Origin of the sequence: Prolixibacter denitrificans (assembly GCF_003014495.1) — a bacterium.
GTDB classification, from domain to species: domain Bacteria; phylum Bacteroidota; class Bacteroidia; order Bacteroidales; family Prolixibacteraceae; genus Prolixibacter; species Prolixibacter denitrificans.
Window position 1 is genome coordinate 669,275 of record NZ_PYGC01000002.1, and the last position, 13,237, is coordinate 682,511.

Below are 13,237 nucleotides of genomic sequence, written 5' to 3' on the forward strand. Positions count from 1 at the left end.
TCACTTTTTTATTCTTACAGGTTCGTATTGGATATCTTTTCCTAATTGCTGAATGATGTGTTTTGCCTGTTCTGCAACTTCTTCCGGATGATCTTCACGAATGTGACCACCTCTGCTCTCTTTTCTCAGGATTGCCGATTGAATGATTAACCGGCAGATGTCTGTCAGATTCTTAATCTTATGGTGATTGTAGTCATTTGACGGGCTATCGTACTTCGACGACAATTGGTTGACCTCTTCAAGAGCTGACTTCAGACCTTCGTGGTTGCGCAAAATGCCTACATGCGAATTCATTAAATCAGCCAGCTCATTTTTCACCGAAAGGAATTCCTGATCTGTTTCCTTGTTCAGAAAGATGGGGGCCGGATCTTCTGTTGTTTTGATTTCCTGCAAATTTCTTCGTGCTTTTTCGATGGCTCTCTTTCCATAGACGAGACATTCGAGAAGAGAGTTGCTTGCCAACCGATTTGCCCCCATCACACCCGTTGAAGCCACCTCACCACACGCATATAGACCGGACAGACTGGTTTGTCCCCACAAATCGGTGCGAATACCGCCAACCATATAATGAGCAGCCGGTGCTACCGGAATTAAATCCCGGGTCATATCGATTCCCAATTTGGTGAGATGCGCATCGATGGAGTGGAACCGGTTGCGAATGTATTCAGCATCGAGGTGTTTCAGACTCAAATAAACATAGGAGGAATCTGTTTTTTTCATCTGCCGGAAGATGGCCGCTGCTACTACATCGCGTGGTGCCAGTTCTGCCAATGGGTGAATTCCTTCCATAAACCGTTCGCCATTCACATCGAGTAGCCTGGCACCTTCGCCACGAACTGCTTCACTTACCAGGAAGGCGTCTTCTCCCGGAAGGGAAAGAGCAGATGGATGAAACTGGATGAACTCCATATCAGCCACTTTTACTCCGGCGCGCCATGCCAACGCGATTCCGTCTCCGGTTGCTGTATGTGGATTGGTTGATCGGGTGTAAAGGCGGGACAATCCGCCTGTAGCCATCACGGTAGCTTTCCCCTTAAAGAGAATATTCTCGCCATTGATGAACTGTAGTGTCTGTACTCCGTGGCAACGATTTTCGTCGACCAGAATGCGAACAGCTGCTGTGTATTCGAAAGTGGAAATATTTTTCTTCTCGAGGACTTTTTTCAGCATGAAGCTGGTCATCATTTTTCCGGTAGCATCACCGCCGGCATGCAAAATCCGCCGGTGCGTGTGACCTCCTTCCAGACCCAGAAATAATTCGCCGCTTTCATCGTGGTCGAATTCCATTCCACAGGAAATGATCTCTTGAATGCACTGTTGGCCCTCTCTGACTAAAATGTCCACAGCATCGTGATCGCAAAGGCCTCTGCCGGCAGTCAGCGTGTCCTGAAAGTGGTTCTCAGGGCGGTCGTCTTTGTCAATGGCTACAGCAATTCCTCCCTGAGCGTGATATGAATTACTCACATCCAGCTCTGATTTGGAAATTAAAGCAACAGTTCCATGGTTAGCAGCATGATAAGCAGAAATTAATCCGGCCAGTCCGCTGCCAATAATAACAAAATCAAATTCAAGGGTCTTCATGCAATTGCTTTAAGGTCATCCAAATCAACGCCCGACAAAAATAACATTTCTGCAACAGTTTTAAACCAATGCGTCTTTTTTGTATCCAAGCAGGGAATAAAAAAATGAACCTTCTCTCTTTATCAACACATGAAGTGGGTGGGGTGTTTGTTTTTTTGGCAATGAACAACATTTTTTAGGGGCATAAAACACTACATTTGCAATTGAAATAACCAGACTAAATTGTAGTAATTTGTCTCCCGTATGCTTTCGCATTCTGCAGACTCTCCAATAAGGAGAGAGATTCAGTTGCGATTGTTTATGAAGAAGTTGGAGTGGTCGGCTTGCTTTTCCGTTTTTTGACCAGTCGCTAAAAGCTCCTTCTCTGAATAGTTGTTTTTCTGTGAATCCGAATACCAATCCGGAGTTCGGCGTATTTTTTTGTTATAGCCTGTAACTGAAACAGCTCAGGTTATACTGATACGTAGCTGCCGGAAGGATTGCTTGTTTTTCTGTAAGAATAGAAACTAACGATTGTAACTGATTTAAATTCCTCATAATCAAATTAACCATGTCGAAGAGAAGAATAATAATTGTCAGCGTTGGCCTGATTGTACTTTTGGGCTTTTCGTTTGTCCTGATGCAGGTTTTGGTGGGAATGAAACCTGAACCTCCGAGAAAAGCCGAGGAAGTTGTGAAAAGATTTGTGAAGGCTAAACCAGTTGCCTACCACACGGTTACTGCTTCGGTGAAAGCACCGGGACGGGTACTGGCAACAAAGGAAGTGATGTTGGTTGCTGAAGCTTCGGGGCGGATTGAACCGGGCGAAGTAGCCCTGAAGAAAGGAGCCCGTTTTCGGAAAGGGCAGAAACTATTGAATATCTATAAAGATGAGGCCGAGATGGCACTGCGTTCGCGAAAATCTCAATTCCTGAATAGCCTGGCCAATATGCTTCCGGATATTAAAATTGACTATCCTGATTTTTATGATCAATTCCAGCAATTTTTCTCATCAGTTCGCCTGGACCGCGATTTGCCGAATCTGCCTACCGTGGCTATCGGGAATAATGAGCAGTTAAAAGTTTTCCTGGCCAGTCGGAATATTCTGAGCGATTACTATTCCATTAAGAAAGATGAGATGGCGCTGAAGCGTTACACGCTGTATGCTCCGTTTGACGGAACATTTACGCAAGTGAATTTTGAAGTGGGCGCTTTTGTGAATATGGGCACGCAACTGGCAAAAATGATTAGTACAAACAATCTGGAGGTTGAAGTGCCGGTGGAAAACCGACAGAGTGAATGGATTAAAGTGGGCTCTCCGGCCATTATTCACTCAACCAGCCGCAATAAAAACTGGCAGGGGCACGTAGTTCGCAAAGCGGATTTTGTCGCTTCTAGTACACAGTCAAGGAGCATCTTTGTAAAGGTCGATCCGGATAATGCACGCGATGTTCTTTCGGGCGAATACCTGGATGTGGAATTTAAAGGACAGGAAATTCCCGATGCCATGGAGATTCAGCGAAGCGCCGTTTTCAATTCCAATATCGTTTTCACGGTAGTGGACGGGCGGTTAAAAAAGGAACCTATCAACCTGATTAAGTACAACGAGGAGACAATTGTGTTCAACGGTTTGGAACCGGGAACTGAACTCGTGGTGGAACCATTAATTAATGCGAAGGAAAAAACCGAGGTAGAGATTATCAGGTAAACACCAAAGCTGAACCTGTTATTCATTGAAACGAGCCAAAGCAATTATTTCACTACAGCTAACCGCTTGCGACGGCGCGTTTCATGTGAGCCTAATTAATTTGTAAGCACATGAAAAAACTTGTATCACAATTTGTCAAGTTTCCGTTTTACGCCAACCTAATCATAGCATCACTTCTTCTGGCCGGTGGTATCAGCATCATGACCATGAAGAAGTCTTTCTTTCCCGAAGTAAAGTCCCGTTACATCTATGTCACGGTGTTTTATCCCGGAGCGTCACCGCTGGAGATGGAAGAGGGGGTGACTACCCGCATTGAGGAAGCCATTCGGGGGATTGTTGGTATTAAAGAAACCACTTCCACCTCGTCGGAGAACATGACCAGTGTTCGTATTGAAACGACAGGTGAATACGATATCGATGAAACATTGATGGAGGTGAAAAATGCCGTCGATGGTATTTCATCTTTTCCAACGGCGGCCGAACGTCCGATTGTGTATAAACAACGAACGACCAGTATGGCCCTTTTTATGTCCCTTTCGGGAGATGTCGATTTGATGACCCTGAAAGAATACGGACAAAGGGTCGAGGAAGATTTTCTGAATTCCGGAATTGTCAGTCAGGTGTCCTTGTCCGGTTATCCATCCCCTGAAATTTCGGTAGAGGTTGACGAGGATAACCTGGTTCGCTACGGTATCACTTTCGACCAGATTATGCAGGCGATTTCGGCGAACAACCGGGATATATCAGGAGGACAAATTCGGTCAGAAGATGAGGATATTCTGATACGCTTACGGTCGCGAAGTGCCGATCCCGATAAAATTGGAAACATCATTTTGCGGGGAACGCCGGATGGAGGTTACATCCGCATCCGCGATGTGGCAACAGTGAAAAAACAGTTTGCCGATGTTCCGCAGAAGTCGCTGAAAAAAGGAAAGCCGGTTGTTTCACTTCGGGTCAGTAAGCTGAACTCGGAAGACCTGGAAGAGATTACCCAGTATTGCGAGGACTACGCAAAAAGTTTCAATGCCCGGAATAATGGAGTGGAAATGTCAGTCGAATTTTCGTTCCTCGATTTGTTGAGAAGTCGTTTGGACCTGTTGCTTTATAACGGAATGACCGGACTGATCATGGTTATTATTTCACTGGCACTTTTCCTTAACTTCCGCTTGTCACTTTGGGTTGCCTGGGGAATTCCTTCATCGTTCCTGGCCATGTTTATCGTTGCCAACCAGATTGGCATCACCATGAACATGATTTCCCTTTTCGGGATGATCCTGGTGATTGGTATTCTAGTGGATGATGGAATTGTAATCGGGGAAAATATTTACCAGCACTTCGAGCGAGGGAAGTCTCCCATGCGATCGGCGGTTGATGGTACAATGGAGGTAATGCCGGCTGTTGTTACATCGGTGACAACGACCATCGTTGCTTTTATGCCGCTTCTCTTCCTAAGGAACCAGATGGAGCGAATGCGCGAAATGGCTATCGTTGTTATTCTGAGTCTTTTATTCTCGTTGCTGGAAGCTTTCTTCGTACTTCCTGCGCACCTTTCCAATCCGCGGGTCCTTAATCCGCGAGCGATAACCAACGAGAGTCGAGGCTTGAAAAAGTACCTGGAGAATGCTATTCGCTGGCTTCGTGATCGGGTTTATCAACGAGCTCTGAAATGGATTCTGCATTACCGGTACCTGATGTTGGGCGTGCCTGTTGCACTGTTCCTGATTACCATCGGATTATTGGGCTCAGGAAAAATCCGGACCACGATATTCCCGGCAATGGAGTTTGACAGTTTCGAGATAAACATTGCGTTTACACCAGGTTCGGGCGAAAAACAGACGATGGCTTATCTGAAGAAATTTGAAAAAGCCGTCTGGGAAGTAAACGATGACATGCTGAAAGAGTATCCCCACGCTTTTGATGATGTCAAACCGACCTTGTGGAGCAAACTCACCGGAAATAAAATTGATACAGCTCACACTTTCATCGATCATACCTTCGTCAATCTGGGCTCGGCCTTCGATGGACTGGAGAGTGGGGCTCATGCCGGACAGGTTTCGGTATTCCCGCGAAACCTGGAGGGTACAGGAATCAGTTCATACGAAATAATCAACCGTGTCCGGGAAAAAATCGGACAAGTTCCGGAGGCAGAGAAAATGACGGTCGCCGGAAGGGTAATGTTCGGGAAACCGGTTTCTTTATCCTTATTGGGAAGGAATATTGACGAATTGGAACAGGCCCGCGATTTCATGTTCCAAAAGCTGGGCGACATGCCGCAGCTCAAGGATATTGTCGATAACAATGCCATGGGTAAGCAGGAAATCAGGTTGAAACTGAAGCCGAAAGCCTATTTGTTAGGACTCAACGAAATGACCATTGCTAACCAGGTTCGCCAGGGATTTTACGGCGGTCAGGCACAGCGTCTGCAGGAAGGTCGCGACGAATTGCGTATTTGGGTGCGTTTCCCCAGGAAAGACCGCGAGAAAATTGGTCAGTTGGAGAACATGAAGATCATGACGCCACAGGGCGAATATCCGTTGAATGAGCTGGCAACTTATAAAATGGAGCGTGGACCGGTTGCCATCAAGCGGTATAATGGCATGCGCGAAATTCGGGTGGAAGCAGATGTGGTAGACCGGAACGCATCGGTAACAGACATCCTCAATCAGGTGGAGAACGAGATTTTGCCGGAATTGCATGCCAAATTCCCGGGTGTTAGAATGGTGGCGCAAGGACAGCAACGAGAAGGGCGCGAAGCCATGCAGGTTATCTTCCTTTACTACGGTATTGCTTTCTTCATCATTGTCATGATCCTGATGATTCACTTTAAGTCTTTCGAACAGCCACTTCTGGTATTAGCGATGATTCCGATGTCGTTGCTCGGTGCAGTTTGGGGACACGGAATCGTCGGAAAACCGGTATCCATGTTATCGATGTGGGGAATGGTGGCCCTGTCGGGGGTAATCATCAACGATGCTGTCGTCTTCCTGTCGCGGTACAACGATTTGTTGTTACAAAAACTTCCCGTGAAGGAAGCCATCATCGAGGCTGGTAAATCGAGGTTACGCCCGATTTTGCTGACGACCATTACGACTACCGTAGGATTATATCCGTTGATTCTGGAAAAGAGTTTCCAGGCACAGTTCCTGATTCCTATGGCGATTTCGCTGGCGTATGGTGTAGCTATCGGAACATTCTTTATTCTGATTTTCTTCCCGGCTTTGATTCTTATCCTGAATGACCTGCGCGTAGCACGGTATCATTTGTGGAATGGAGTGAAACCGGAGCGGGAAGAAGTGGAAATTGCGCTTATTCACAGTCAGCGACGTATTGACGGAGAAGATGAAGCACCGGATGTGAATAAAGTGGTCGGTGACCTCGAATTGGAGTAATCATTAATTAGTTTGACGTTTCATCATGAAAATGAACATACATAAATACACAGTTGGTTTACTTTTCCTGCTTTTGATTTCGCAGATATTGCCGGCACAGGCGCAAGATTCGTTGAGCCTGACCAGCGCGATTCAGGTTGCCCTGGAAAAGAACTACGATATCCGCCTGATTAAAGGTGACCAGCAAATTGCCGCGTTGCGTAATCGCTGGGGAACTGCGGGACGGTACCCAACGATTAGCTTCAGTGCCAATTCCCTCAATCAGCGGAATAATAATGAGCAGGACGATTATACGCAGAATACGCTTAGTGGCGGCGTTGCGCTAAATTGGGTCTTGTTTAACGGATTTACGGTTAATATTTCGAAAGCCCGGTTGGGGGATTTAGAACAACTGTCAGCCGGGAATACAGCAGTGGTGGTTGAAGGGACCATTCAGTCGATTATTTTGGGTTACTACAGAGTACTGTTGGCCCGGAAACAGTTGGATGTACTGAAAAGCGTTATGAAGCTTTCGGAAGACCGGTATAATTACGAGAAAACAAAACAGGAAATCGGCAGTTCGGTGACCTTCGACGTGTTGCAGGCGCAAAACGCTTACCTGGTCGACAAAGCCAATTACATGAGCCAGGAGGTGGCCTATCGCAGTGCTTTGCGTGATTTGAATTACCTGATGGGCGTGGAAGCACAGAAACACTGGAAGCTGACAGACAAATTTGAACCGGAAACGAAGGCTTATCAACTGGGCGATCTGGAAGAAAAGATGTTGAGCGATAACAATACCCTGAAAAATCAATTCCTGAACCAGTCATTGCTGGAACGCGAAGTGGCACTTGCCAAAGCAGGGTATTTTCCGAGGTTGTCGCTTAGCAGCGGAATCGACGGAAACCACAACCGGAGGAATTACGATGCGCAGGGCGAAAGCACATCCAATTCGTGGAGTTACTATGGTAACCTGACCCTGAGCTATAACCTGTATAATGGCGGAGTGCGTCACCGGGCATTGCAGATTGCCAAAATCAACCAGGATTTGGGACAGATTGATGTCGAATCGCTGAAACACAGTTTGGTTAACCAGCTGCTTAATTTGTACGAATATTACAATGTTCGCAACGAGTTGATGACGGTAGCGAACGAAGCACTCGACGCGGCTAAACTGAATATGCAGATTGCCGGCGAAAAGTTTCGGAACGGTGCCATCAATTCGTTTAACTATCGTGATGTGCAGCTTATATATGCCAATGCAGCACTGAGTCAGTTACAGGCCGTTTACAATCTGATTGAGTCGGATGTTTCACTGATGAGAATTACCGGTGGAATTATTTCGGAATACGGCGAAACAGAGGGGGCGCAGTCTAACTAAAAGGCTGTTGGCTTAAAAGAACAAACCCGGCTGACAACAGCCGGGTTTGTTCTTTTAAGTCTGATTTATCAGCCGGGCGTAAACCACAGGCGGTTGCCGGCTTTCATCAATACGGGTCTCAACTAATTCGGGGAACCGGGAGATGAATTTGGATAATTTGCCGTATTTAACTCCATTCTCTCTCAGTACGCCTCCGATTTCTGCCAAGTTTGCCCATCCATCTTCATTGGTACAGGCAGTTATGGCTTCCGTTAAAGCTTTTTCATTTTCAACGTTTTCCATGTTTTATGATATTAAATCCGACTAATTACACGTGACGTGACGAATGATTAATAATGATAGAATAGCATAAAACGCTGTGATAAAGTTAATGTATTTTCAGTAAAAGAAATACCTATTCGTCCGTAATAATGAACCCACTTCCGTGAATATTTTTGATTTCGATGGACGGATCGTCTTTCAGGTATTTCCTTAATTTCGTGACAAATACATCCATGCTGCGGGTGGTAAAGTAACCATCTTCTCCCCAAATCCTTTTCAATGCCACTTCTCTTGGAAGAAGTTGGTTTTTATGTTCGCAAAGTAGATGGAGCAGCGCCGATTCTTTGGGCGATAACTGGCGAATATCTCCGTTGAGGTCGATGGTTCGCAGATGTGGATCGAAAACGTACTGGCCAATCGATAGTGCCTGATCGGGGTCGGTGGTTCGTTCATTTCCCCTTTTCAGGATGGCTTCTATTTTACAGAGCAGCACTTCCGTATCGAATGGTTTGGTGATGTAATCGTCGGCCCCGATTTTGTATCCGTTGAGGATGTCCTCTTTGAGTGCCTTGGCGGTTAGATAAATCATCGGCACTGTCGGAGAAAGGGTGCGAATTTCCCGGCCAATGGAAAAACCATCCACGTTGGGTAGCATTACATCGAGGATGCACAATTGATAATCGCCGCTGTGAAATTTTTCGACGGCGTACTTGCCATCATCCACCCAGGTCACATCGTAGTTGTTGATTTCCAGGTAGGATTTCAGAACGGCTCCGAAACTCAGATCGTCTTCAACGAAAAATATGTGTTTCTTCTCATCCATTTTCCAGCGTATAAGGAATGAAAATGACGAAGCGGCTGCCTTTGCCGGCTTCACTGTGAACTGTAATGGTTCCCTTGTTGGCATCGACAACAGCTTTTACGTAGCTGAGCCCCAGTCCAAAACCTTTGGTGTTGTGAATATTCCCGGTAGGTTGCCGGTAAAAGCGCTCGAATATTTTTGCCTGAACAGCGCGGTTCATTCCAATACCGTGATCTTCTACCGTTATGGAAATCCCTTTGCTGACCGAGGAGGTTCGTAAAACGATCTCCGGTTTATCGGATGAGTATTTAACGGCATTATCCAGCAGGTTGTATATCACATTGGTGAAATGCGTTGCGTCCGTCACCACCACCGGATTGGAAGCTTTCAGGTAGGTGTCAATCTGTCCCTTGCGTTTTTCAATTTGCAGGGAAATACTCTGGATCGCTTTTTCAATCAGTTCGTGTGCGTTGACTGCTTCGAAGTGATAATCGCCGTTATTGCGATCCATGCGGGCAATCTGGAGGATTTTCTCGACTTGCGAGTTCATCCGGCGGTTTTCTTTCTTGATCATCCCGGCGAAATAACGCAGCTTCTCTTCGTCCGAAATCACTTTTTCATTCACGATGGAATCAGCTGCAACCCCGATGGTGGCTATAGGTGTTTTAAATTCGTGTGTCATGTTATTGATGAAGTCCGATTTCATTTCAGAAATTTTCTTCTGCCTTAGAATGAAAAGGATGCTCAAGGTAAAAGTCAGCAAGATGACGATGGTGAAAAGAAGCGAAAGCCCCAGCAGCCAAAACATGTTGCGGCCCACAAATGAATCCTTGTCAGGAAAGAATACAGTTAGTTTCAGGTTTTGCCTGAATACATCGTAGGGGAATAATCCCGTCTGATAGGTTTGCGCATTTTCCGGGATGACATTTTCAGGCAAATCGCCGCCAATCACGCTGTCATTGGCCAAGACTGTGAAATGGAAATCGATGGGAATATCCTTTCGTTCGAATTCTTCTTTCAGTACATGATGGATTTGTTTCATGTCCAGATCGCGGCCTGCATGCCAATCTTTGATTTCAACCACCATCTGTTTGGCCAGATCTTTTAATTGCTTAGCCTTGTCTTCAATTCGTTTTTCAAACTCCGGACGAAGTATCATCGAGTCTTTCACAATAATTCTGGCCAGGTTGCTGTCCTGTATACTTTTCTCAATTTTTTTTTGCGTGATAAACTGTATCAGGCTGTCGTTTACATGGGTTTTATGTAAGGTTATAATCGAATCCCGTTTCGACGTAAACACCTGAATTTCATTCTCAATTTTGTTCATCTTCGGTTCGATCTTTATTCGATAGCTGGTGGTTCCCCGCGCATGTATTTTATGCTTCGGAAGTGGAGGAGGTGGAGGTGGGGGATCGGGAGTCCATTGGAGCGAATCGTTGAAAAAGTATTGGTTGACTATCGGATAATCCTGCATGGTTTGCAACCGCTTCGAAGCGCTGGTTAAAGCTTCATTCACCGAACGGTCGAAAAGCTCATTGCGGACCTTGGCCGCACTGTGAAACCAATAATACTGTACGGCAACAATTCCTAGCAGGGAGATTCCCATTAATACAACCAAACCGATAAATCGCTTCTTGTTCATAACGTAAAGATAGTCAATATCTGCAGCCGAAATTTGGCTTTAACTTTTCCTTAACTGTTTTTCACAAGGCATTAACCGGCTATTCGTCAGTCTGTTCGTAATTTTGATTGTGAAAGATGTATCAACAAGTGCCATTCACTAATAACCATAGATATGAAAAGGAAATTGATGTTTTTACCAACCGGAGCAGCCGTGATTTTGATTCTTTCTGCTTTTACTTTTAGTGCGTCTGCTCCAATGCCGGAGGAGGCGTTTCAACCGCAGAAGAAAGAAGTTACCCGCCATGTAACGATTAAGGTGGACGAAAACGGAAAAACAGCTAAGCTGGACACGGTTTTCACCGGAATGACGGATGAAGAAATCCAACAGGAGGTCGACAAATTCATGCAGGAGCATGATGTGGCGAAAAAGGAATTCAATGTGCAGATGAAATTTTTTGCCGATTCGATGAAATCGATGATGAAACCCCGAATCGATTCGCTGAGAAAGGAAATAATCATCATGCAGAAAAGTATGCCGAAGTCTCACATTCGGGTATTCCATGACAAGGCATTGAGAGATTCCTTGCTTCAATACCGGGTCGAAGTTGTTGAAGGAGATTCGATGAAGGTGTTTGTGCATAAAGGAAAAAATGACAGCGATGTCATCGTTTGGAATGGGGAAATTAACATTCCACCGGTTCCACCGATGCCCAAACTCCCGCCTATGCCACCGAAAGTGATGATGCATGGTTTTCATTTCGACCGTTATTCTTTCGATTCAGGCGATAAGAATGTTATTTCTTACCAGCGGAAGAAGCTGAGTAACGGACGGGAGAAGATTACTATTATCCGCAAAGTTCCAAAGGATGAGAAGGTGCAGGAGTTTGAATTTCAATCGAAAGAAACGAAGTAACAGTAATAGCTAAATTGCCTAAAATGAAAAAAGGGGTAACCAATAAGGTCGCCCCTTTCTTTTCATAACCTATAAATCAATCAATGCAGATTAAGCAGGCATGTCAGGTAAAGTAAAACCTTCACGATAAGTATGCTTAATCAATTCATTGGCAAAAGCTTTTGCGTTCATTGGATCCGTCCATACCCTGTTGAAGGTCGGGTCGCCATCTTTAATGGTGAAATTATCTTCAACGCAGATGCGCAATGAGTCAGTATCACCAATGTTCGTGAATTGCATATTGGCGCCATCCCAATCCAGTTCTTTGTTCAGACCCTGCAGACGAACGGCGAGTACGCCCATCACAACCATTTCGTTGAATGGCCCGGCTTCGCTGAACGGAGAGGAAGGTTGAACCCGGTTTTCGGGACTTTCTTTACAGGCGCGAATCCAATCCTGTTCGTGACCGCCTTGCATAGCGTTCTCTACGCGACGAAGCGTTTTCGGAACATTCGGCGTTCTTCCTGAAAGCAGCCACGGGTCTTTTCCGTAACAACCACAAATCAGTTTATCCTTGGTTCCATGGAAAATCACGCCACCGCCGGCATCGTTCATGTTCTTGCCTTCCGGCCAACCTTCCGGCTTCTTCGGTTGAAGACCGCCATCGTACCAGGTAACTTCCACTTCCGGAAGATTCATTTTTACATCTTTTGGTTTTTCCCTTTCGGGGAAGGTCAGGTTAACCATTTGCGCATTAGGCGCACAATCCGTCAGCAACAATGTGGAACTTCCCTGTGCTTTTGTCGGGTATCCGAGTTTCAGTCCCATAAATACCGGGTGCAAAACGTGGCAGGCCATATCACCCAGTGCGCCGGTTCCGAAATCCCACCATCCGCGCCAGTTCCATGGCGTGTAAATGGAATTGTATTCACGGAAAGCAGCCGGGCCGATAAAAAGATCCCAATCCAGCGTATCCGGAACAGGCATTACTTCTTTGGGACGGTTCAGTCCTTGCGGCCAAATGGGCCGGTCGGTGAAAGCTTCCACTTTCGTGATATCACCAATTTCTCCGTTCCACATCCATTCGCAAGCCTGGCGAACGCCTTCGCCTGACGAACCCTGGTTACCCATCTGGGTCGCAACTTTGTATTTATCGGCCAGCTTGGTTAGCAGACGAGACTCGTAAACCGAGTGAGTTAGCGGTTTTTGCACGTAAACATGTTTGCCCAATGTGATGGCGTGCGCAGCAGCAGCAGCGTGTGAATGGTCGGCGGTAGCCACCAGAACAGCATCAAACTGATCGCTCATTTCATCGTACATCTTGCGCCAGTCCTTATAACGCTTGGCGTTAGGGAAATAATCAAAAACCCGTTTACTGTACCCCCAGTCGACATCGCAGAGAGCTACGATATTCTCGGTTTCCATGTTCTTCAGGTTGGCAAAACCCATTCCGCCGATTCCTACAGCAGCAATGTTCAGTTTGTCACTTGGTGCTTTGTGTCCAAGTCCTGCGATGGTGTTCGAGGGAAGGATGGTTATCCCTGCAGCAGCGGCAGCGGATGTTCCCAAAAATCTCCGACGGGAGACATTATTCTTTCGATTCATAAATCTGGTTAATTAATTGGTTATAACTAGGATTTCT

9 protein-coding genes are annotated in these 13,237 nt (G+C 45.9%); 4 read left to right on the forward strand and 5 right to left on the reverse strand.

The features are described from left to right. Positions 1 to 1,581, reverse strand: a complete 1,581-nt coding sequence (nadB, locus tag CLV93_RS06525) for an L-aspartate oxidase (RefSeq protein WP_106541351.1) — start codon at positions 1,579 to 1,581, stop codon at positions 1 to 3. Positions 1,582 to 2,131: 550 nt separating this feature from the next. On the opposite strand from nadB, the gene CLV93_RS06530 reads away from it, so the two are divergent. From CLV93_RS06530 to CLV93_RS06540, 3 genes are all read left to right on the forward strand, one after another. Continuing rightward, a complete protein-coding gene (locus CLV93_RS06530) occupies positions 2,132 to 3,268 on the forward strand; it encodes an efflux RND transporter periplasmic adaptor subunit (RefSeq protein WP_106541352.1) in 1,137 nt (378 codons plus the stop codon). Between the two features lie 110 nt (positions 3,269 to 3,378). After that, on the forward strand, positions 3,379 to 6,657 hold the full coding sequence (locus CLV93_RS06535) for an efflux RND transporter permease subunit (RefSeq protein ID WP_106541353.1): 3,279 nt from the start codon (positions 3,379 to 3,381) through the stop codon (positions 6,655 to 6,657). A gap of 25 nt (positions 6,658 to 6,682) precedes the next feature. Beyond that, entirely contained in the window at positions 6,683 to 8,017 is a 1,335-nt protein-coding gene (locus tag CLV93_RS06540) for a TolC family protein (protein WP_106541354.1), read from the forward strand. Between the two features lie 54 nt (positions 8,018 to 8,071). Here the strand turns inward: CLV93_RS06540 and CLV93_RS06545 are convergent, their stop codons facing one another. The 3 genes from CLV93_RS06545 to CLV93_RS06555 form a co-directional block, all read right to left on the reverse strand. Beyond that, the gene (locus CLV93_RS06545; protein WP_106541355.1) at positions 8,072 to 8,299 is read right to left on the reverse strand and encodes an OST-HTH/LOTUS domain-containing protein; all 228 of its coding nucleotides are present in this window, start codon (positions 8,297 to 8,299) and stop codon (positions 8,072 to 8,074) included. Positions 8,300 to 8,411: 112 nt separating this feature from the next. Further along, positions 8,412 to 9,101 (reverse strand): response regulator transcription factor, encoded by a 690-nt coding sequence (locus CLV93_RS06550; protein WP_106541356.1) that lies wholly within the window; start codon positions 9,099 to 9,101, stop codon positions 8,412 to 8,414. Continuing rightward, entirely contained in the window at positions 9,094 to 10,722 is a 1,629-nt protein-coding gene (locus CLV93_RS06555; protein WP_106541357.1) for a sensor histidine kinase, read from the reverse strand. Before CLV93_RS06555 ends, CLV93_RS06550 begins: the two co-directional genes overlap by 8 nt. A 153-nt stretch (positions 10,723 to 10,875) precedes the next feature. On the opposite strand from CLV93_RS06555, the gene CLV93_RS06560 reads away from it, so the two are divergent. After that, entirely contained in the window at positions 10,876 to 11,616 is a 741-nt protein-coding gene (locus CLV93_RS06560) for a hypothetical protein (protein ID WP_146141965.1), read from the forward strand. Between the two features lie 90 nt (positions 11,617 to 11,706). On the opposite strand, the gene CLV93_RS06565 is transcribed toward CLV93_RS06560, so the two are convergent. After that, complete coding sequence (locus CLV93_RS06565) at positions 11,707 to 13,200, reverse strand: Gfo/Idh/MocA family protein (RefSeq protein WP_106541359.1); 1,494 nt, start codon at positions 13,198 to 13,200, stop codon at positions 11,707 to 11,709. Positions 13,201 to 13,237 lie beyond the last annotated feature (37 nt).